The organism is Methanocaldococcus infernus ME (genome assembly GCF_000092305.1).
GTDB classification, from domain to species: domain Archaea; phylum AGJL01; class Methanococci; order Methanococcales; family Methanocaldococcaceae; genus Methanocaldococcus; species Methanocaldococcus infernus.
In genome coordinates this window covers 628,739-648,236 of sequence record NC_014122.1, presented here as the reverse complement: position 1 = coordinate 648,236, position 19,498 = coordinate 628,739, and the positions used below count along the sequence as shown (strand labels likewise).

General features: G+C 35.3%; 23 protein-coding genes and 3 tRNA genes. 18 read left to right on the top strand and 8 right to left on the bottom strand.

Features of this window, described 5'->3' with window-relative positions; genetic code table 11:
• The first annotated feature begins 61 nt into the window (after positions 1-61).
• The 3 genes from METIN_RS03580 to METIN_RS03570 are packed head-to-tail and all read left to right on the top strand — an operon-like array spanning position 62 to position 3,034.
• Complete coding sequence (locus METIN_RS03580) at positions 62-1,207, top strand: ABC transporter substrate-binding protein (RefSeq protein ID WP_013100132.1); 1,146 nt, start codon at positions 62-64, stop codon at positions 1,205-1,207.
• Positions 1,208-1,245: 38 nt separating this feature from the next.
• Positions 1,246-2,268: a FecCD family ABC transporter permease gene (locus METIN_RS03575; RefSeq protein WP_013100131.1), complete on the top strand. Its 1,023-nt coding sequence runs from the start codon at positions 1,246-1,248 to the stop codon at positions 2,266-2,268.
• Positions 2,269-2,272: 4 nt separating this feature from the next.
• Positions 2,273-3,034 carry an ABC transporter ATP-binding protein gene (locus METIN_RS03570; RefSeq protein ID WP_013100130.1) on the top strand — a complete coding sequence of 254 codons (762 nt, stop codon included), beginning with the start codon at positions 2,273-2,275 and terminating at the stop codon, positions 3,032-3,034.
• Here the strand turns inward: METIN_RS03570 and eif1A are convergent.
• Together eif1A and METIN_RS03560 are read right to left on the bottom strand one after the other, a co-directional pair.
• Positions 3,029-3,328, bottom strand: a complete 300-nt coding sequence (gene eif1A / locus METIN_RS03565; protein WP_013100129.1) for a translation initiation factor eIF-1A — start codon at positions 3,326-3,328, stop codon at positions 3,029-3,031. The genes METIN_RS03570 and eif1A overlap by 6 nt on opposite strands.
• Before the next feature lie 144 nt (positions 3,329-3,472).
• A tRNA-Val gene (locus METIN_RS03560) sits at positions 3,473-3,546 on the bottom strand.
• 205 nt (positions 3,547-3,751) lie between these two features.
• Here METIN_RS03560 and METIN_RS03555 point away from each other — a divergent pair.
• Genes METIN_RS03555 through dapB form a run of 3 tightly spaced genes read left to right on the top strand, consistent with a single transcriptional unit; the run spans position 3,752 to position 6,081 of the window.
• A complete protein-coding gene (locus METIN_RS03555; RefSeq protein WP_394295974.1) occupies positions 3,752-4,489 on the top strand; it encodes an ABC transporter permease in 738 nt (245 codons plus the stop codon).
• A 6-nt stretch (positions 4,490-4,495) separates the two neighbouring features.
• Positions 4,496-5,272, top strand: coding sequence for an ABC transporter ATP-binding protein (locus METIN_RS03550; RefSeq protein ID WP_013100127.1), 777 nt, complete (start codon positions 4,496-4,498; stop codon positions 5,270-5,272).
• Complete coding sequence (dapB, locus tag METIN_RS03545; protein WP_013100126.1) at positions 5,269-6,081, top strand: 4-hydroxy-tetrahydrodipicolinate reductase; 813 nt, start codon at positions 5,269-5,271, stop codon at positions 6,079-6,081. The genes METIN_RS03550 and dapB overlap by 4 nt, the downstream gene beginning before the upstream one ends.
• Here dapB and METIN_RS03540 read toward each other — a convergent pair.
• The 5 genes from METIN_RS03540 to ilvD form a co-directional block, all read right to left on the bottom strand.
• Positions 6,067-7,137 (bottom strand): permease, encoded by a 1,071-nt coding sequence (locus METIN_RS03540; protein ID WP_013100125.1) that lies wholly within the window; start codon positions 7,135-7,137, stop codon positions 6,067-6,069. The two genes, dapB and METIN_RS03540, sit on opposite strands and share 15 nt — an antisense overlap.
• A gap of 52 nt (positions 7,138-7,189) precedes the next feature.
• Complete coding sequence (locus METIN_RS03535) at positions 7,190-7,570, bottom strand: CGGC domain-containing protein (RefSeq protein WP_013100124.1); 381 nt, start codon at positions 7,568-7,570, stop codon at positions 7,190-7,192.
• Positions 7,567-7,818 (bottom strand): MTH895/ArsE family thioredoxin-like protein, encoded by a 252-nt coding sequence (locus METIN_RS03530; protein ID WP_232156310.1) that lies wholly within the window; start codon positions 7,816-7,818, stop codon positions 7,567-7,569. Before METIN_RS03530 ends, METIN_RS03535 begins: the two co-directional genes overlap by 4 nt.
• Before the next feature lie 92 nt (positions 7,819-7,910).
• Entirely contained in the window at positions 7,911-9,101 is a 1,191-nt protein-coding gene (locus METIN_RS03525) for an aconitase X (protein ID WP_013100122.1), read from the bottom strand.
• 20 nt (positions 9,102-9,121) lie between these two features.
• Entirely contained in the window at positions 9,122-10,777 is a 1,656-nt protein-coding gene (gene ilvD, locus METIN_RS03520; RefSeq protein WP_013100121.1) for a dihydroxy-acid dehydratase, read from the bottom strand.
• Between the two features lie 75 nt (positions 10,778-10,852).
• Here ilvD and METIN_RS03515 point away from each other — a divergent pair, with 75 nt between their 5' ends.
• Both METIN_RS03515 and mtxX read left to right on the top strand, forming a co-directional pair.
• Positions 10,853-11,839, top strand: a complete 987-nt coding sequence (locus tag METIN_RS03515) for a methanogenesis marker 12 protein (protein ID WP_013100120.1) — start codon at positions 10,853-10,855, stop codon at positions 11,837-11,839.
• Complete coding sequence (gene mtxX / locus METIN_RS03510) at positions 11,820-12,518, top strand: methanogenesis marker protein Mmp4/MtxX (RefSeq protein WP_013100119.1); 699 nt, start codon at positions 11,820-11,822, stop codon at positions 12,516-12,518. The genes METIN_RS03515 and mtxX overlap by 20 nt, the downstream gene beginning before the upstream one ends.
• Positions 12,519-12,526: 8 nt before the next feature.
• Here the strand turns inward: mtxX and larE are convergent, their stop codons facing one another.
• The gene (larE, locus tag METIN_RS03505) at positions 12,527-13,234 is read right to left on the bottom strand and encodes an ATP-dependent sacrificial sulfur transferase LarE (protein ID WP_048203350.1); all 708 of its coding nucleotides are present in this window, start codon (positions 13,232-13,234) and stop codon (positions 12,527-12,529) included.
• A 66-nt stretch (positions 13,235-13,300) separates the two neighbouring features.
• On the opposite strand from larE, the gene METIN_RS03500 reads away from it, so the two are divergent.
• The 10 genes from METIN_RS03500 to METIN_RS03455 all read left to right on the top strand — a co-directional run bounded on the left by METIN_RS03500 (position 13,301) and on the right by METIN_RS03455 (position 19,498).
• Positions 13,301-13,379 (top strand) — tRNA-Met (locus METIN_RS03500).
• 154 nt (positions 13,380-13,533) lie between these two features.
• Positions 13,534-13,944 carry a hypothetical protein gene (locus tag METIN_RS03495; RefSeq protein ID WP_013100117.1) on the top strand — a complete coding sequence of 137 codons (411 nt, stop codon included), beginning with the start codon at positions 13,534-13,536 and terminating at the stop codon, positions 13,942-13,944.
• On the top strand, positions 13,945-15,654 hold the full coding sequence (locus tag METIN_RS03490) for a DUF505 family protein (RefSeq protein WP_013100116.1): 1,710 nt from the start codon (positions 13,945-13,947) through the stop codon (positions 15,652-15,654). It begins immediately after the preceding gene.
• Positions 15,655-15,709: 55 nt separating this feature from the next.
• Positions 15,710-16,897: a phosphoadenosine phosphosulfate reductase domain-containing protein gene (locus METIN_RS03485; protein ID WP_013100115.1), complete on the top strand. Its 1,188-nt coding sequence runs from the start codon at positions 15,710-15,712 to the stop codon at positions 16,895-16,897.
• 57 nt (positions 16,898-16,954) lie between these two features.
• A tRNA-Ser gene (locus METIN_RS03480) sits at positions 16,955-17,043 on the top strand.
• Positions 17,044-17,102: 59 nt separating this feature from the next.
• Complete coding sequence (locus METIN_RS03475) at positions 17,103-17,564, top strand: 30S ribosomal protein S13 (protein WP_013100114.1); 462 nt, start codon at positions 17,103-17,105, stop codon at positions 17,562-17,564.
• Between the two features lie 9 nt (positions 17,565-17,573).
• Positions 17,574-18,125 (top strand): 30S ribosomal protein S4, encoded by a 552-nt coding sequence (locus METIN_RS03470; protein ID WP_013100113.1) that lies wholly within the window; start codon positions 17,574-17,576, stop codon positions 18,123-18,125.
• A gap of 23 nt (positions 18,126-18,148) precedes the next feature.
• Complete coding sequence (locus tag METIN_RS03465) at positions 18,149-18,535, top strand: 30S ribosomal protein S11 (protein WP_013100112.1); 387 nt, start codon at positions 18,149-18,151, stop codon at positions 18,533-18,535.
• Between the two features lie 20 nt (positions 18,536-18,555).
• On the top strand, positions 18,556-19,143 hold the full coding sequence (locus tag METIN_RS03460; RefSeq protein ID WP_013100111.1) for a DNA-directed RNA polymerase subunit D: 588 nt from the start codon (positions 18,556-18,558) through the stop codon (positions 19,141-19,143).
• On the top strand, positions 19,133-19,498 hold the full coding sequence (locus METIN_RS03455; RefSeq protein ID WP_013100110.1) for a 50S ribosomal protein L18e: 366 nt from the start codon (positions 19,133-19,135) through the stop codon (positions 19,496-19,498). Before METIN_RS03460 ends, METIN_RS03455 begins: the two co-directional genes overlap by 11 nt.

Below are 19,498 nucleotides of genomic sequence, written 5' to 3'. Positions count from 1 at the left end.
TTAATAATAATCATTAATTTTCTCATACTTTTTCTTATAATATGAGAGAAAGGTGAGATTTTTGAGCATAAGAGCATTAATAATATTATTACTATGTGGAGCTCTTATAGGTATGTTATGTGGATGCACAACCCAAGAAAAAGAGGCTATAGATACTAAAGAACAAGTTGGAAATAAGGTAGAGATGGAGAATTACAAAGTTGTTAAAGACATGTGGGGAAGAGATGTTAAAATTAAAAATAATGTGGAAAGGGTAGCTCTAATTGACTTCACAGGAACATATATTAAGGTTTTAAAGATCTGGGATATGGATGACAGAGTTGTAGCTGTTGATCACTCACAAAAGAAAAATGAATTTTTAAGAGTTATTTGTCCAAGAATTGAAAATATAGTTGATGTTGGAAGTTCAAAAGAGATAAATTATGAAACCTTAGCTTCTACAAAGCCTGATGTTGTAATAATTAGAGCATTTGTCACCAATAAGGAAAGGGAAGATAGATACAAAGATATGATTCAGAAGTTGGATGAAATGAATATTCCAGTTGTTATATTACTCCATCCAACATCATTTGACAAGCCAGATGTAAAAACCATGTGGGAAGAGATAAGAATATTGGGACAAATCTTTAACAAAGAGAAAGAAGCTGATGATCTAATCAACTATTTAAACAATTATGTTAAGCTAATATCTGACAGAACAAAGGATATTCCTGAAGACAAAAGACCAAGGGTCTTGCTATTTGCAACTCCTGACTACATGTTAGGACCTGGAACTATCCAGTCCTATTTCTTAGAGGAAATAGTTCATGGGAAGAATGTTCTAAAAGAGGGTAGATGGTTAAAAACATCTCCTGAGCAAGTTTTAAAATTAAACCCTGATGCTTTAATTATCTTAGGCCATGCTGGATATGTAAGTCCAGAAGAAGTTTATGAAGGTAAAGATACTGGATTTAACTGGAAATTAGTTCAGGATATAAATGCTATTAAAAATAGGAAAGTTGGTAGCTTAGGAATCACTGAATGGAGAGCAACAATAGAGTTCCCTATAGGCTTATTAAGAGAAGCTAAAACTCTCTACCCAGAGAGATTTACAGATATAGACCCTGATAAAGAGGAGATTAAGCTATATAAAGAGCTCTATAAGCTGGATGATAATACATTACAAGAGGCTATAAAAGCTCAAAGATATAGAGGAAATCCTCACTAATCTCTTTTTTTCAAAAAAATCTTTTTTGGTGACATAGAATGGTTGATTTTAGTTACAGATCAAAAATTTTTATAATTGGTTTCTCAGCTTTTCTTTTATTTGCAACTATGTTAATTTCCATAAGTGTTGGAGCTTATAATGTCCCAATAAATGAAGTATTTAAAGTTTTAATAGCCCATATTTTTGGTAAGGAAATTACAGGAATTTACAATACAATAGTCTGGGACATTAGAGTACCAAGGGTTATTGTTGGAATGTTAATAGGAATGGCTTTAGCCACTTCAGGAGCTACTTATCAGGGAGTTTTTAGAAACCCATTAGTTAGCCCTTTTATACTTGGAGTTTCAGCTGGAGCAGCCTTTGGGGCAGCTTTATCCATTATGTACTCTTTTATTCCACTATCAGCACAGATTTCAGCCTTTATATTTGGAATGATTGCAGTCTTTGCCACTTATTCATTAGCAAGGGTTAGAGGAAGAACTCCATTAGTAACCTTACTACTTGCTGGAGTCATCTTAGGATCATTCTTTAATGCACTTGTAGCTATCTTCCAATATTTTGCAAGTGAGGCCCAACTAAAGGCTATAGTATTTTGGATAATGGGAGGGCTCTACCATGTTGGTTGGAAGGATGTTTATAGTGTGGGCCTACTAATCCCTCTTGGAATTTTGGCAATAATGTCCTACTCTTGGAAATTAAATATTTTATCTCTTGGAGATGAGGAAGCAAGAGCTTTGGGAATAAATACTGAAAGGCTAAAGATAATTTTAATTATTTTATCAACATTTATAACTTCATTAGCTGTTTCTGTTGCTGGGATTATTGGATGGGTAGGATTAATGATCCCTCATGCTTCTCGTTTAATACTTGGGCCAGATCATAGATTTTTGCTACCAATGTCTGCAATACTTGGAGGAATCTTTCTAATAATTTGTGACACCATAGCAAGAACCATAACTACTGGAGAAGTTCCTTTAGGGATTGTAACCTCTATTTTAGGAGCTCCTTATTTAATATACTTGTTGAGATCAAAGAAAACCCAATTTTTTGGAGGAGATTAATGATATGTTAGAAGTTAAAAATTTAAGCTATAGCTATGGAGAGCATGAAGTTTTAAAAGATATATCCTTTGTAGTGAATAAAGGAGAACTGTGTGCTATATTTGGCCCCAATGGAGCTGGAAAATCAACTTTATTTAAGTGCATAATTGGCTTTTTAAAGCCAAATAGAGGAGAAATACATGTTAATGGGCAAGATATTACAAAAATGCCTATAGAGAAGATTGCTAAGTTAATAGCTTATGTCCCTCAAGAGCATAAACCTCCTTTTCCCTACTTAGTTAAAGAAGTAGTTTTAATGGGAAGGACTCCCCACTTAAATGGAATATTTGGACCAAAAAAGGAAGATGTTGATAAGGCTATTAAGGCTATGGAAGCCATTGGTGTTATAAACCTTGCTGATAAACCATACACTGACTTAAGTGGTGGCCAGAGACAGTTAGTTTTATTAGCCAGAGCATTGGCTCAGGAAACTGAGGTTATGGTTTTAGATGAGCCTACCTCAGCATTGGACTTTAGAAATCAATTAAAGATTTGGAATATTTTAAAGAAGTTGGCTAAGAGTGGGATGTCAATTATTGTTAGTGTTCATGACCCTAACCTAATGATGTGGTTCTGTGATAAGGTTATTGTGTTGCATAAAAAGAGAATACTTGCTTATGGAAACCCTCAGGAAACTTTAACTGAGGAAGTTCTAAAATCACTATATGGAGATATCTGTGAGATTAAGAATATTGATAAATTTAAAATAGTAGTCCCAAAATTATAAGATCTCATCTAAGTATCCTTTCCTCCTCAACCACTCAACCTGTGTCTTTGTGTATCTCCAAATAATGTCACATTTTTCATCTCCCTGAACTTCCCAGGGTTTAACTATAACCACATCTCCCTCTTTTATCCATATTCTATGCTTCAATCTTCCTGGAATTCTTCCTAACCTTGTTTTCCCATCCATACATCTAACTCTAACTCTACTTGCTCCTAACATCTGCTCTATAATTCCCAAAATTTCATTTTCTTCTTTTTTTGGTATTCTTACCCTAATTTGTTGCTCTTCTTCCAACCTCTCACCTTTTTTCAAGTTTTTTAATACAATTAATAGCTTATCTTATATAAGCTTTGAGTGAAATTTTCATTAATTTAAAAATATAAATTAATAGTAAAAGTCAGTATTATCAAATTTCATTAATTTGAAAGTAAAAAATAGTGGGCCCAGCCGGATTCGAACCGGCGACCTCCGCCTTGTAAGGGCGGCGTCATAGCCAGCTAGACTATGGGCCCTCGGGAATTATAAAAAATTTCTTTTGGTATATAAAGCTTATGATTTTATGAATTTACATAAACCATTAACATTAAAAGGAAAATTATATATTAGCTATAGCCTTATTTTAAACTCTATATTCACAGAATTTTACCAAAAAATGAAAACAGGGGAATGGAGTTGAGATTAAAAGATAGTGTAGTTAGTATCTTAATAAAGTTAGCCATGCCCTTAACCCTATTAGTTATTTGGGAGCTTTTAGCTATCTATATTAATAACCCTGTTATCCTTCCAAGGGTTGAAGATGTTCTAAAAATTCTTCTTCATCCTACTGTAGATCTCTTAGGAACTGGAAGTTTGGTTAGTAATGCCCTCATTAGTATAAAGAGAGTTCTCTCAGGTTTTATTATAGCCTCTCTCTTAGCTGTCCCCTTAGGGATACTGATGGGTTACTTCACTGTTATTAATGCTTTATTTGACACTGTTATAGAACTCTTTAGACCAATTCCTCCACTTGCATGGGTTCCTCTCTCACTTGCATGGTTTGGGATTGGAGAAGTGTCCATGGTTTTCATTATCTTCATTGGAGCATTCTTCCCTATCTTAATTAACACTATCTCAGGAGTTAAAGGGGTTCCTAAGCCATTAATTGAAGCTGCTCTAACCTTAGGGGCTAAGAAAAGAGACATCTTAATTAAGGTTGTTATTCCAGCATCTTCTCCATCCATCTTAACTGGCTTAAGGGTGGGAATAGGAATAGCTTGGATGTGTGTGGTTGCTGCTGAGATGCTTCCAGGGAGTAATTCAGGGCTTGGTTATCTTATAACCTATGCCTACTCATTAAGTAGAATGGATATAGTTATTGCTGCAATGATTGTTATAGGGTTAATTGGCCTTATCTTAGATAGAGGGTTAAGATACATTGAAAAGAAATATTTCTTCTGGAGAACAGCAATGAAGTGATTCTTCATGTCAAAGTTAATTATAGAGAATGTTAGTAAAGTGTTTAAGTTAGAAGATAAGGAGGTTAAAGCCTTAGATAACATAAACTTAGAAATTAAGGAGAATGAGTTTTTCACTGTCATGGGCCCCTCTGGCTGTGGAAAGACAACTTTATTAAGAATTATAGCAGGCTTGGAAAAGCCAAGCTCTGGAAAGGTTTTATTGGATGGAAAGGAAGTTAAAGGACCAGGGGCTGATAGAGGGGTTGTATTTCAACAGTATACATTAATGCCTTGGAGAACTGTTTTGAAAAATGTTACCTTTGGATTAGAGCTTAAAGGCCTTCCTAAAGAGGAGAGGGAGAGAATAGCTAAGAAGTTTATAGAACTTGTTGGGCTAAAAGGATTTGAAAATGCTTATCCTCACCAGCTAAGTGGGGGAATGCAGCAGAGGGTGGCAATAGCAAGAACCTTAGCCAACAATCCAGAGATTGTTTTAATGGATGAGCCTTTTGCTGCCTTAGATGCTCAGACAAGGGCTATATTACAGAATGAGTTATTAAAGATTTGGGAGAAAGATAAGAAGACTGTTTTCTTTGTTACACATAGTATTGATGAAGCCATCTACCTCTCTGACAGAGTGGCTATAATGACAGCAAGGCCTGGAAGGATAAAGGAGATTGTTGAGATAGACTTGGAGAGGCCAAGGGATAAGAATAGTGTAGAATTCTTAAAATATAGAAAGAAGATAGTTGAAATATTAAAAGAAGAGGTTTTAAAGACAATTAAAAGAGGGGTAGCATGATAAAAGTAGTAGTAACTGGAGCCTTAGGAAGGATGGGGAGCAATATTATAAAAACTATCTTACAGCAAGAGGATATGAAATTAGTGGCTGCCTTTGAAGCTCCAAACAATCCAAATATAGGGAAGGATGTAGGAGAGTTATTAGGCTTAGGAAAACTAAACATTAAGTTAGAGAGTGCTGAAAACTTAGACAAGGTTTTAAAGGAAGTTAAACCAGATGTTTTAGTTGATTTCACTATAGCCCATGCATGTGTTGAGAATGTTAAGATAGCTGCAAGAAATAAGGTTAAGTTGGTTATTGGAACTACAGGCTTTACTGAAGAGCAGAGGAAAGAGATGTTAAAGTCCATAGAAGAGAATAAAGTTCCAGCTGTTATTTCAGAGAACTTTGCCATTGGAGTAAATATCTTCTTCAAAATTTTAGAAATTTTGGCTAAGAAGTTGGGAGACTATGACATTGAAATTATAGAGATTCATCACAGATATAAAAAAGATGCTCCATCTGGAACAGCCCTTAAGGCTGCTGAGATAATAAAGAGTAACAGAAGTAGAGAGAGCTATTTTATCTATGGAAGGAAGGGATTAGTTGGAGAGAGGAAAAAAGAGGAGATAGGGATACATGCAGTTAGATGTGGAGATGTTGTTGGAGAGCATACAGTTATCTTTGCTGGAGATGGGGAGAGGTTGGAAATAACCCATAAAGCAAGTAGTAGGCAAGCCTTTGTTAATGGGGTTATCTTAGCTATAAGGTTTATCAAAGATAAAGAAGAAGGGATTTATGACACCTTTGATGTTTTAGGGTTGAGATAATATAAATCCTGTGAGATAACCACAGAGGGCTGAAAAGATAACAACTAAGGAGAAGTATGTTAGAGCTTTCTTATATCCCATAATTTTAGATACAGCCAAGACTGTTGGAATGCTTAAACTTGGTCCAGCAAGTAGTAAGGCCATAGCTGGGCCTACATTCATTCCAAGATCCATAAGAGACTTAACTATTGGAACCTCTGTTAGGGTGGCAAAGTACATAGTAGCTCCAATTAGAGAGGCTATAAGGTTAGAGAATATTGTATTTTGCCCAACATAGTTGGCTACATACTCAGGAGGAATTAGAGCTTTAATAACTCCTGCTATAGCAATCCCTAAGATTAGGAGAGGGAAGATAATTTTAAGTAAAATCTTAGTTTCTAAGAGCCAGCTCTTTATCTCTCTTTTGTCAAAGTTTAATTTCACATAGATAGAGAAGATTATGGCTAATATAACAAATATTAAATGCTTCACTAAGAAAGAGCCATATATGGAATAGGAAAGTTGAGGGAAGAACTTAGGAGATGCTGTTATATCAAGTAGCATTAACAACAGTAGAGCAAAGAAAATTAATAACTTTTTCATTTCCATCTTTCTCTTTCTTGATAACCTCTTAACTCTTCTTTTCTCTTCTTTCTTCTCCCTAAATATAAATTCCATAATTAAGCCTATAACTATTGAAATAACAATAGCAAATACAGCCCTTAATATCCCAATGTCCCAGCCAAGAACAGCTGCTGAGTAGAAGATGGCTAAGATATTAATAGCTGGAGCGGAGTAGAGAAGTGTTACTGCTGGCCCTATATTAGCTCCTTTTTTATATATGGAGGCAAAGAGAGGGATAACTGTACAGGAGCAAACTGTTAAGATGGCTCCACTCACTGAAGCCACTAAGTAAGAAACTACCCTATTCTCTGAGCTAAAGTACCTTAATATTATTTCCTTGTCTATTAAAGCAGATATCCCTCCAGCCATAAGGAAGGCTGTTAGTAAGGCTATAACCCTATTTGGGGTTAAATAATCAATAACTGTATTGATTATAATCATTATAAAATCCAAATTCTCACCTATTTAAGTTTATTAATCTAAATATCTAAAAAAATTTTAGGATTTATTTTTTATCACAGGTGCAAACAAGCTCTAAGCCTTTAATTAACTTATGGGTTCCAAAGACTATGGGGATTTCAAGCTCTTCCATTAACTTCTTACTAAGCTCTTCAAAGTTTAAGTATGGACATTTTGGCTCTAAGAAGGTACAGTTAGCTATGTGTATAGCCTCAGCTCCAACAGCATTTTTTAATAGCTTAACTCTACTTGTAAATCTCTTCCCTGGACAGCCTCCACAGGTTGTAAAGGCAACTAACTCAACATCTTTATATCTCTCAAAGGCTCCACTCTTCTCATTTATAGCTTTAAAGCAGGAGACACAAGCTTCTTTTCCAGGACATCCTGATAAAACCATCTTTTCACATGCTATTATTGCTACCTTCATTCTTTCTCCTCCAAATAGCTTTTTAACTCTTCCTTAATTTCCTCAACTGTTGGAACCTTTCCCTCAAAGATAATATAGTCATCAAAAGCTACTCCAGGGGTTACATAGATCCAGTTGGCTATCTCATCAACATCAGTAACCTTTATAATTTCAGCATCTATTCCAAGTTCTTCAACAGCTTTCTTAACATTCTCATAAACTTCTTGACATTTCTGACAGCCAGTTCCAAACACTCTTATTACTACCAAGTTATCACCAAACATTTAACATGGCTCAACTAATATTTATAGTTTTTGATTAATCAATTAATTTTAATATATTTCAAAAGATTTTAAATATTTTAATGCTTAAGGATATCTTCTACATCTGAAAAATAAACCTTACTTTTACAGAAGCTTGGTAAATAGACAGAAGCCTTTCCAGAGTTTGTTGCCACACTTTTATAGCCAAGCTCTTCTATTGGAGCTACAACCATACAAGTATCTTTTATAACCTTTCCCCCAGCTTTTTCTATAATTTTGGTGTATCCCATTCTATCAGCAATAGCCTTTACTTGTAGAGAGGTACAGACCCAAAGTTCCCTATCTAATTTTTTATCTTTTAATAAGTTAGCCACTTTCTTTATCTCTTCTAAGCTACAGTGGGGACAGCCTAAGCAAATTAGCTCATAATCTTCAGTTGAGTTGAGAGAACTGTAAGCTTCTTCTATCTCCTTATCATCAATCTCTATCCTCTCAGCCTCTCCAATAACATCTCTCACTTTAGCCTCAGCTGTTAGATGCTTAGCATGAAATAGAGCTATTCCTCCAGAGGCTGCCATTGAAGCTCCTAAGCTTTTTAAGCTGTCTAAGCTTGGCTTAAGCTTATAAAGATTTTCAAAATAAGGGATTCCATTCTTAACCATCTTTCCTATAAGATAACCTAAAGCTCCATAAAGGCTTTCTCCCCAATTTTTTGAAAGCTCTAACTTCACTATATAGTTAGCTTTCCTATTCTCATCTAAGTGATAGCCATAGTAAGGAGTTTTCCCCAATATAGCTGCTGCCAGTGCTGATGGGCCTCCTTCTCTGTTGGTTTTGGCTCCTAAGACAGAGTTGGCAAAGGCTACAGCTGAGCTTTCAGCCCAAGCTATATGGTCTCCAAAGGTTGGAATGTTGCCAGTTAAATAGGGAGTGCAAGTACAGCTAAGCTCAACCCCAAGTTTTTCAAAGGCTTTTATAATCCTTAATTGCTTTTCAGCAAACTCTTCACTTATTTCAAGATCTCTCCATCTATCTAAGTCCATCCCTGCTGGGTTTAGGGTAGAGATAACCTTAACTTTAACATTTTCCCTGGCTAAGTCTTCAATGAACTCTAAGCCAACATCTCTAATAGTTTTGTAAGAAACTCCTGAGATCTGAGCTGACCTTATCTCTATTAACCTCTCAGCTCCATAGATCTCTCCAAGGGAAACTAAGAGATTCAAACACCTTCTTAAAATCTCCCCTCTCTCTCCATCTAAAATTTTCTCCTCTTCCTTTGTTAAATACAAGTTAGACACCAAAAAATTTTTTATTTTAAGATAGCTCCTTCATCAGCTGAGCTAACCAACTTAGCATATCTTGCTAACCATCCCTTCTTAACCTTCAACTCTGGCTTTTTCCACTTCTTTAATCTTTCTTCAATCTCCTCCTTTGAGAGGGAAAGGTCTAACCTCTTATTGATCATGTCTATCTTTATAAGATCTCCATCCTCAACTATAGCTATTGGCCCTCCAGCCATGGCTTCTGGAGATACATGGCCAATACATGGCCCTCTACTACCTCCACTAAATCTACCATCTGTTACTAATGCCACTTTATCATCCAACCCCATCCCACAGATGGCTGAGGTTGGAGCTAACATTTCCCTCATCCCTGGCCCCCCTGCAGGGCCCTCATATCTTATAACTACAACCTCCCCTCCCTCTATCTCTCCATTTAGTATAGCTTTAACAGCCTCTTCCTCACTGTTAAAAACTCTTGCCTCTCCTTCAAATTTATACATCTCTGGCTTCACTGCTGAGATTTTAACAACAGCTCCATTAGGAGCTAAGCTTCCCCTTAAAATTCTTATTCCAGCAGTTTCATGTACAGGATTATCTATTGGCCTAATAACCTCATAATCTATATATTTAACTTCACTTATTATTTCTCCTATGGTTTTGCCACTAACTGTTAGACAGTCTTTATTAATCACTCCTTCTAAAACTTTCAATACTCCAGGAATTCCTCCAGCTTTGTGTAAATCCTCTATAAAGTATTTTCCTCCAGGTCTGAGTGAAGCTATGTGAGGAACCTTATCAGAGAGCCTATCAAAGTCATCTAAGGTTATTAACTTCTCTTCCAACTCATGGGCTATAGCTGGAATGTGTAAGGTTGTGTTTGTAGAACCTCCAAGGGCTAAATCTACTAAAATAGCATTTTCAAAACTTTCCTTGCTTAGTATTTTGTCAGGAGTTATATTATTTTTAACTAAATCAACTATCCTCCTTCCACTTCTCCTTGCTATCCTTATCTTCTCTGCAGTTTTTGCTAAGGAAGTGGCACAATATGGAAGAGATAAGCCTAAGGCCTCTGTTACACATGCCATAGTGTTGGCTGTAAATAGCCCAGCACAACTTCCAGCTCCAGGGCAAGCATGATTTTCAAGTTCTCTAAGCTCTTCCTCTGAGATCTTTCCAACCTTATATTCTCCAACAGCCTCAAAGACACTTATTAAATCTATTCTTCTCCCTCTAATCTCTCCAGGAGGCATGGCTCCTCCAGTAACCACTATGAAAGGTAGGCCTGTTCTTATAGCTCCCATTAGCATTCCAGGGACAACTTTATCACAACTTGGAATTAAAACTAAGCCATCAAATCCATGAGCTTTAGCCATGCTTTCTACAGTGTCAGCTATTATCTCCCTTGAAGGTAGTGAATATCTCATCCCCTCATGTCCCATAGCTATACCATCACAGATAGCCATGGTGTTGAACTCAAAGGCTGTCCCACCATTTGAGTAAATTCCTTCTTTAACAGCCTTAGCTATCTCTCTTAGATGTATATGTCCTGGAACCACTTCAGTGAAGCTATTAGCAACTCCAATAAAGGGCTTTTCAAGATCTTCATCACTATAACCACAGGCTTTTAATAAACTCCTATGTGGAGCTCTTTCAATCCCTTTTTTGACACTATCACTTATCATTTATGTCCCTCCAACAAATTTTAAAATATAGAATGTCATCATCATTAAATATAGTTTCTCTGTTTTGGTGTTGAGATGATAACCATAGGCATAGATCATGGAACCTCTGGCATTGTTACATGTATAAGAGAGAATGGAAAAAATAGGATATTTAAGCTAAGGAGGAAAGAATTGTTAAAGAAATCTTACTTAGAAGAGCTTAAAAAACATGTTGATCTTGAAAAAATAGATTTAATAGCTCTAACCTATTCTATGGGGGATGGGATTAACAAGATAATGCCAATTGAGAAGGTTAAAAATAGAGGAGTTAAGAGCTTAGAAGGAGCTGGAGAGAAGATAGGAGGAGGAACTAAGGTTTATGATGAGATTAAGGATAGTGGAATTCCAACTGTTGTTATCCCTGGCTTACATAGAGAGACAGAATGCTTAGACAAGAGATTTAGAGCTTTATATTCTCACATCTCTTCCCCTGAGAAGATTGGAATAGCTTACTATGCCCATAAATTATTTAATTTAGATAATTTTATACTCTCAGACATTTCATCAAATACTGTCACACTCTTAATTAAAGATAAAAAAATAGTTGGGGGCTTTGATGCCTGTATTGGAGCTATTGGTATGTTACATGGCCCATTAGACTTAGAGTTTATTAGAGCTATTGACATGAAAAAGATGACAGCAAATGAGGCCTTCTCCAGAGCTGGAGCTGTGAAGATAGCTAAGATCTATAAAGGACCAGAGGAAACCAAGGAGGAGATTATTAAAAATTACTATACTAATGAAAATTGTAAATTGGCAATAGATAGCTTAGTGCTAAGTGTAGCTATGGAAATCTCTTCTCTCTTAATTTTAACTAAGGAGAAGAATGTGGTTTTAGCAGGCTCCATTGGTTCATTAAAAGAGCCAAATATAGGAGAGATGATAAAAGAGCTTCTTCCAAATGTTAATTTGTATATCTTAGAAGGAGAAAGTGCTTCTATAGGCTTAGCTATGATAGCTGAAGATATACTAAGAGGAAAAAAAGACTTTTTGGGAATTTGCTATGATAATAATAGGATATAGAGGGAATGAAGAAGTGTTAAAAGCCTATGAAAAATTAAAAGAGGAAGGGATAGAGGTTAAAATTGTTAAGGATCCAGAGGAACTTATAAGTTATCTCTTTGATAAGGATGTTAAAGGAGTTATAAGAGGCTCTCTACCTTCTTCAGAAGTTATTCCATTACTTAGAGAAAGGTTAGGGAAATTTTATAGAGCCTCAATATTGAAGAACCCTTTTACAAAGAACATTTTTTTACTATCTCCTGTTGGCATAGATGAGGTTAAGGGTTTAGAGGATAAAATTAATATTATAAACTATGGAGCCAAATTTTTGGAAGAGCTTAAGATTGAGCCAAAAATAGCCTTACTCTCAGGAGGTAGGTTAGAGGACTTAGGAAGGGATGAGAGAGTTGATAGAACAATAAAAGAAGCTGAGGAAGTAAAAAAGAGAGTCTCTTATATTGTGGAGCATAGGGGGATAGTGATTGAAGAGTATTTAAAAGAAGATTTTAATTTAATAGTGGCTCCAGATGGGATAAGTGGAAATTTAATATTTAGATGCTTAGCCTTGGTTTGTAAATTAGAAGGCTATGGGGCCATCTTACTCTCAGAAAAGAAGGTTAATTATATTGACACCTCAAGGAGTGGGGATTGGAGAAGATACTATAATGCTGCCAAGCTACTTTTAGGAAACTTTAAGTAAAGCAAGAACTATTTTTTTATAACCAATATATCATCATAATACTTCCTCAACTCACTTAAAATTACTTCTCTATTATGTTCAAAGTTTTTTATGTCCTCAATTTCCAATATAGCTTTATCTCCACGATCCCTTAACCTTATTGATCCCTTAAGAAACTTTCTTAGAAACTCTTCCAAGGCTTCAACTTTTCTAAGCTCTTTTTCATCAACATCTCTATCAAATCTTGTTAATAAACAGGTTTCTTTTGGAATATTTATATTTAAATCTTTAGCTAATTTTAAAATATCCCCTTTTCTAACCTTAAACTCTGCAAAAGGAGAAGAGATATTAAGCTCTTCTAAAGCTTTTAGTCCAGGTCTATCCTCAAAGAGATCATCATAGTGTGTTCCATCAACTACTAAGTCATAACTTAACTCCTCTTTCATCTTATTTAAAATTGAGAAAAACATCTTTTTACAATGGTAGCATCTTAACTTACTATTTTCAACAATCTTATCAACATAAAGAATTTCAAGATCTAAGTTAAACTTCTTAGCTAAAGCCTTGGCATCTTCTTCTTTATATTTATGAATGTATGGAGTTTTTATAAAGACACACTTAACCTTAGCTACTCTACTTAACAATATTGCTAAGATTAAGCTATCAACTCCTCCAGAAAATGCCAGAATCACTTTCTTTCCTTTGTAAGTTTGTAAGAGTTTCTCAATATGTTCCATGTTTATGCACAACTCCATAACTTTTATATATAACTTACCTATATCTAACTTATGCCTGTTTTGGGAAGCGGGGTGGGGTAGCCAGGTCCATCCCGCCGGGCTCATAACCCGGAGATCGGAGGTTCAAATCCTCCCCCCGCTACCATTTTTCTCTTCTTTTTTTGATCTTAATTTTTTTTATTTTTTATCTTTTTTAATAATTTTTTATTCATTTAATCAAAAGATTTAAATATACTAATTATAGTAAAGTTTTTATAGAACCTCTAAGTCATATTATAAGAAACTCTTAAGGTGAATAAATGTTCCTATATATTTTCTTAATATTCACAGGATTCTTTATATTCTTAGCCTTAGGTTGGCACATAGTTTTAGGATACAAGTTAGTTATAGCCTTCCTAAAGGCTGAAGATGAAGAATATAAAAGGTTAGAGAGCAAGATCTTAGAGAGGAGTATCTTACTAAAAGGGGTAGAAAAATTAACAAAGTTGATAGTGGCATCAACCTTTTTATTTGAGATTGAGAGGTTAAGGTATGCTTTAGAAGTTGGTTATATGGTTCTATTTATTATTAGTGTAACATTATTTATAGTCCCTAAGCTATCATTACTTGTTTGGTCTCCATTCTTTGGAGCTACTCTCTTTATGCTAATCCTTTGGTATTATAAGTTTAAAGCTATAAGGGAGTTTCAAAAACTTGTAGAGGTGGAATAGATGTTCTTGAAAAAGAGACATTTAGAGATATTAAAAAAGATGAAAGAGACAGAGAGTCAGAAAGAGATTGAAAAAGCTTTACCAGAAGATTTTAAAAATAGAGTAGTTGAGCTTTACATCTTAGGATTTGTTGAGCTTGAAGGAGATAGCATAAGATTTACTGAAGCTGGGAAGAGGTTGTTAGAGCTTGTTGAAAAGTTAGACATTGAGAACTTGCCAGAAATCTTTATTGACAGTGAAATTATAAAAATTATGGAGTTACTTGAAGAGACTGGACAGGTTCCAGAGGATTGGCTTGCCTTACTAAAGGAGAGACAGTTAGCTGATGACAATGGATTAAATGAGATAGGGAAAGAGATATTAAAGATCTACAGAGAAACACACCCAATAGTTTATTTAACTCCACAAATATTAAGCTTTGTTAGAAACATGCCAAAGATAGGATTGTATGATGAACTCATAACTTACAAAAATTCTAAGAATTTTGGGGACTACATAATAAATGCTCTACAGGCTATGAGATTATTGATGATCTCTCCAAAGACATCTGATAAAGCCTTTTCAACAACAAAAACCTTAGCCAATGTTATTAAGATAGCAAACATGGTTCCAAATATATCAAGAGCTTTAATTTTGAGAAAGGAGGACTTTGAATTGTTAGAGAGTGGAAAGGGTAGTGAGAGCTTAGAGGAAAGTGGCTTCTATAAGGAAGGGGTTACAGAGTTAGGTAAGGAGATGATGGAAACCTATAAAGGGTTGGGGAAGGTTGAAGAGAAAACCCTGCCAATATATGTTTTAGAGGATGAGTTAGAGGTTTTAAAGGCTATAGAAGAGATTAAGAAGATATATGAAACCAATCCAAAGGTTATACCAACATATAAAGAGATTGAAAAGAGAGTTAATATTAAAGACTTAGGAGAGACTTTACACATCTTAGAGTCTAAGGAGTTAATTGAGAGGAAAGTTGTTGATAATAAAGATACTTACTGGATGACAGAATTTGGAGAGAAGGCTAAAGAGTTTGGAAAGGTAACAACTGATGGAATGAAAGCTATAACCTACCCAGAAGCTGGAGATGTGCCAATAGCTGAGTGGGTAATGGTTGGAAAGGAAGAGGGGACAGTGAAGAGAGGAATCACTGAGAAAGGAAAGTTCTATATGAACCTATCTAAAACTATTAAGAGAAAGCCATACTTAACAAAGTATGATGTTTCAGCCTTAGTAAAGGTTCCTAAGAAGAAATATATCCACAGAGATGAGCTTGTTAAATTAATTATGGAGCATGTTGGAGGAGAGGAAGAAGAGATTATAAGAGCTATCAATGAGGCTGAATCTAAAGGGTTTATAGTTGAGCTACAGAACAAGATGATAAAGCTAACCAAGTTAGGAGAAGATGTTAAAGATGCTGTAGAAGAGGCAAGAGTCCCAGAACTTTTAAATACTAAATTTGCTGTAACCCCAACAACCTTTAATATACTAAGAGCTATCTATGAGAATAGAGAGGAGTTTGATAGAGTTTGGAAGGAGAAAGAGGAGGGTAAGGAGCATAAGGAGAATGAGATTATTTTATTGGCTAAGCTCTTACCTTTAACAATAGATGAGATTAAAAAATCTTTGGTTATACTTAAAAACACTGGCTTCATTGGAAAGAGAGGTTTAACAGATGCTGGTAAGAAGTTAGTTGAAGCTTATCTAACCTTCTGGGCTTAATTTTAAAATTTTTTATTTTCAACCTAAATTTAAAGATTTAGATTAAGGGATGACAATGGACAACAAATTCCTCTCTCCCTATGAAAATGAGATTTTAAAAAGGTTAACAGGAAAAGATTTTAAAGACTTAGCTGTCATCTTGGAAAAGATTGGAGGCCTTGATTATAGGAAGAAGGTTTATATTGATAACTTATATATTGGCATATTAGAATTTAATTTAATCACTCTACAGTGGGAATTTCACCCCTCAGCCAACTTCTACTTAATAGAGAAGCCTAAAATAAGGTTAAAGCCAACAAGAAGAAAAATTAAAGGGAAAAAGATAAATTTAGAGCTAATTGAAAATCCAGAGGAGTTAGAAGAGGGATACTTTGGCTTTGAGATGGGGAATTATGTAGGAGTTGGGATTAAGAAGGGAGATAAAATTAAAATTAAAGACTTAACACTAAAAAGAGAGGTTTTCCTTGAAAAACTTGATAGTTACATAAAAAAGAATAAAAATAGGATAGAGAAGTTAGAAAAAAAAGCTAAAAATTTAATTAAAAATTATAAGGGTAAGGAGATAAATGCTTCATTCTCTGGAGGGAAAGATAGTTCTGTCTCAACACTCTTAGCCAATGAAATTATTAAAGATATAGAAGTCATCTTTATAGACACTGGCTTAGAGTTTCCTGAAACTATAAAGTTTGTTAAAGACTTTGCTAAGAAATATGACTTAAACTTAACAATCTTAAAAGGAGGAGACTTTTGGGAAGAGCTTAATAAAAGAGGAGTTCCAACCAAGGATAATAGGTGGTGTAACACTATTTGTAAGCTTAACCCTCTAAGGGAATACTTAAAAAAATACAAGTTAGTTTATACAATAAATGGAAGTAGAAGAGCTGAAAGCTTTTCAAGGGAAAGGTTGAGTTATGAGAAGAGAGGGCTGATAGAGAATCAGATAAATGTCTTCCCAATCTTGGACTGGAAAGGGGTTGATGTTTGGTCTTGGATCTATCTTAATGACATCCTTTACAATCCTCTCTATGATAAAGGCTTTGAAAGGATTGGCTGTTATCTATGCCCAGCTATGCTAAATGCTGAGTTTTTAAGAGTTAGAGAGCTCTATCCTGAACTCTTCAATAAGTGGGTAAATGCTTTAAAGAGCTTTGGTTACTCTGAAGAAGAGATATTAAGGGGATTTTGGAGATGGAAACACTTACCTAAGAAGTTGAAAGAGATAAAAAGATTGATAAATTTATAATTTTTGAACCGAAAATAATATATAATCATTGGTAACTATTAAATGATGCTGTAAAGTGCGGAGGTAGCCAAGCCCGGCTACGGCGTGGGACTGGAGATCCCATGGGGCTTTGCCCCGCGGGGGTTCAAATCCCCCCCTCCGCGCCACTTATTTTTTTATTTTATTTTCAAACACGTGTTTCTGATAACTGAGAAAGGGGGATAACTTGGCAGAAGTCCAAAATTCTGAATTTAAATATTTAATTAGAATATCAAGAACCGATATTGATGGTAATAAAAAAGTGATCATGGCTCTCCAAGACATCTACGGAATTGGAGAGGCGATGGCAAGAGCTATCGTTAGAGTAACCAACATCGACCCAAACAAGTTAGCCGGTTACTTAACTGATGAAGAGGTTAAAAAGATAGAAGAGGTTTTACAAGATCCTGCTAAGTTTGGAATTCCTTCTTGGATGTTTAATAGAAGGAAAGATTACGTTACAGGAGAAGATAAACACGTTATTGAAGGAGACTTAATTGTTGTTAAGCAGGAAGATATTAACAGATTGAAGAGAATCAAGTGTTACAGAGGAATTAGACACGAATTAGGATTACCATGTAGAGGACAGAGAACAAAGAGTACATTTAGAAGAGGTCCAACAGTTGGAGTTTCAAGAAGGAAAAAGTAAGGTGAAAAGATGGGAGACCCAAGGAGAAGATTTCCTAAGAAGTATGAAACACCTAACCACCCATGGATTAAGGAGAGAATTGAGAGAGAAAAAGAACTTTGTAGAAAGTATGGTTTAAGGAGAAAAAGAGAAGTTTGGAAAGCTGAAACAATCTTAAGAAAGTACAGAAGACAGGCAAGAAGGTTAATTAGTGACACAACAGAACAAGGGGCTAAGGAGGCTCAGCAGTTATTCAATGTCTTAAGAAGATATGGAATTTTAAGAAAGGATAACCCAACATTGGATGATGTCTTAGCTTTAACTGTTGAAGATATCTTAGAGAGAAGATTACAAACCTTAGTTTTCAGAAAGGGGTTAGCAAGAACTCCAAGACAGGCAAGACAGTTAATAGTCCATGGACACATAGCTATCAATGGTAGAAGGGTTACAGTTCCAAGCTACTTAGTTACAGTTGAGGAAGAGGATAGTATAGATTACTATAAAAACTCTCCATTTGTAAATAAAGATCATCCTGAGAGAGCTAAGATTATTGGATTAGTTGAGGAAGAGCAACAAGAATAATAAAATTTTAAGGTGAAACACTCATGACAGAGAAAAAAGAGAAGTGGGGAATTGTTCATATCTATTCTTCATACAACAACACCATTATACATGCTACAGACATAACAGGAGCTGAAACCATAGCAAGAGTCTCTGGTGGTATGGTTACAAGAAACCAGAGAGATGAAGGATCTCCTTATGCAGCTATGCAGGCAGCTTTTAAATTGGCAGAAATTTTAAAGGAGAGAGGAGTTACCAACATACATATAAAGGTTAGAGCTCCTGGGGGAAGTGGGCAAAAGAATCCTGGACCAGGAGCACAGGCAGCAATTAGGGCTTTAGCAAGAGCTGGGCTAAGAATTGGAAGAATTGAAGATGTTACACCAATTCCTCATGATGGAACCACTCCAAAGAAGAGATTCAAGAAATAATTTGTAAAGGGGGATTTTCTTTGTTAAATATTAAAGAGAAGAAAAAAACAAGAATAGGGGAAGAGTTTATCTTCTCCCTAAAAGCCCCTATTTCTTTTTCTAATGCCATAAGAAGAATTATGATCTCTGAAGTCCCAACTTTTGCTATTGAAGATGTTTTTATATATGAGAACTCTTCATCTATGGATGATGAAATCTTAGCCCATAGACTTGGTTTAATTCCAATTAAGGGAAAGCCTGCATTTGAAAATGAAACCATCTTATTTACCTTAGAAAAAGAAGGTCCTTGTGTAGTCTATTCCTCAGATTTAAAGTCTGATAATGGAGAAGTAGCTTTTAAAAATATCCCTATTGTAAAATTGGGAGAAAAACAAAGGATAAAAATTGAGTGTGAAGCTGTTCCTGGGATTGGAAAGGTTCATGCCAAGTGGCAACCCTGTAATGCTGTTTATAAACAACTATCTGAGGATGAAGTTGAGTTTCTTGTAGAGAGTTTTGGGCAAATGGATAGCTTAGAAATTTTAGAAGAGGCTACAAAAATTTTAAAAAATAAGGCTCAAGAGTTTCTGAAACAACTGGAAGAGTTGGAGGGAGAGGATGGCAATTAAAACAAGAGCAACAGACCCAAGATTGGTTAAGCTGATTGAAACACTTAAGTATGAGAGCTATAAAAACAATGCTAAGATCTGGAAGGATTTAGCAAGAAGGTTAGCTAAGCCAAGGAGAAGAAGAGCTGAGGTTAATATAAGTAAAATTAACAGATATACAAAAGAAGGAGATATTGTTGTAGTTCCTGGGAAAGTCTTAGGAGCTGGGAAGTTAGAGCATAAGGTTGTTGTTGCAGCCTTCTCCTTCAGTGAAACAGCTAAGAAATTAATAGAGGCTGCAGGAGGAGAGGCTATTACAATAGAAGAGCTTATAAAAAGAAATCCTAAGGGAAGTAATGTAAAAATTATGAGGTGA

Coding starts and splice junctions, on each gene's coding strand:
- METIN_RS03575 (WP_013100131.1), top strand. CDS start 1,246: ATGGTTGATTTTAGTTACAGATCAAAAATTTTTATAATTGGTTTCTCA.
- METIN_RS03570 (WP_013100130.1), top strand. CDS start 2,273: ATGTTAGAAGTTAAAAATTTAAGCTATAGCTATGGAGAGCATGAAGTT.
- METIN_RS03555 (WP_394295974.1), top strand. CDS start 3,752: ATGCCCTTAACCCTATTAGTTATTTGGGAGCTTTTAGCTATCTATATT.
- METIN_RS03550 (WP_013100127.1), top strand. CDS start 4,496: ATGTCAAAGTTAATTATAGAGAATGTTAGTAAAGTGTTTAAGTTAGAA.
- dapB (WP_013100126.1), top strand. CDS start 5,269: ATGATAAAAGTAGTAGTAACTGGAGCCTTAGGAAGGATGGGGAGCAAT.
- METIN_RS03535 (WP_013100124.1), bottom strand. CDS start 7,570: ATGAAGGTAGCAATAATAGCATGTGAAAAGATGGTTTTATCAGGATGT.
- ilvD (WP_013100121.1), bottom strand. CDS start 10,777: ATGATAAGTGATAGTGTCAAAAAAGGGATTGAAAGAGCTCCACATAGG.
- METIN_RS03515 (WP_013100120.1), top strand. CDS start 10,853: ATGATAACCATAGGCATAGATCATGGAACCTCTGGCATTGTTACATGT.
- mtxX (WP_013100119.1), top strand. CDS start 11,820: ATGATAATAATAGGATATAGAGGGAATGAAGAAGTGTTAAAAGCCTAT.
- larE (WP_048203350.1), bottom strand. CDS start 13,234: ATGGAACATATTGAGAAACTCTTACAAACTTACAAAGGAAAGAAAGTG.
- METIN_RS03495 (WP_013100117.1), top strand. CDS start 13,534: ATGTTCCTATATATTTTCTTAATATTCACAGGATTCTTTATATTCTTA.
- METIN_RS03490 (WP_013100116.1), top strand. CDS start 13,945: ATGTTCTTGAAAAAGAGACATTTAGAGATATTAAAAAAGATGAAAGAG.
- METIN_RS03485 (WP_013100115.1), top strand. CDS start 15,710: ATGGACAACAAATTCCTCTCTCCCTATGAAAATGAGATTTTAAAAAGG.
- METIN_RS03470 (WP_013100113.1), top strand. CDS start 17,574: ATGGGAGACCCAAGGAGAAGATTTCCTAAGAAGTATGAAACACCTAAC.
- METIN_RS03465 (WP_013100112.1), top strand. CDS start 18,149: ATGACAGAGAAAAAAGAGAAGTGGGGAATTGTTCATATCTATTCTTCA.
- METIN_RS03455 (WP_013100110.1), top strand. CDS start 19,133: ATGGCAATTAAAACAAGAGCAACAGACCCAAGATTGGTTAAGCTGATT.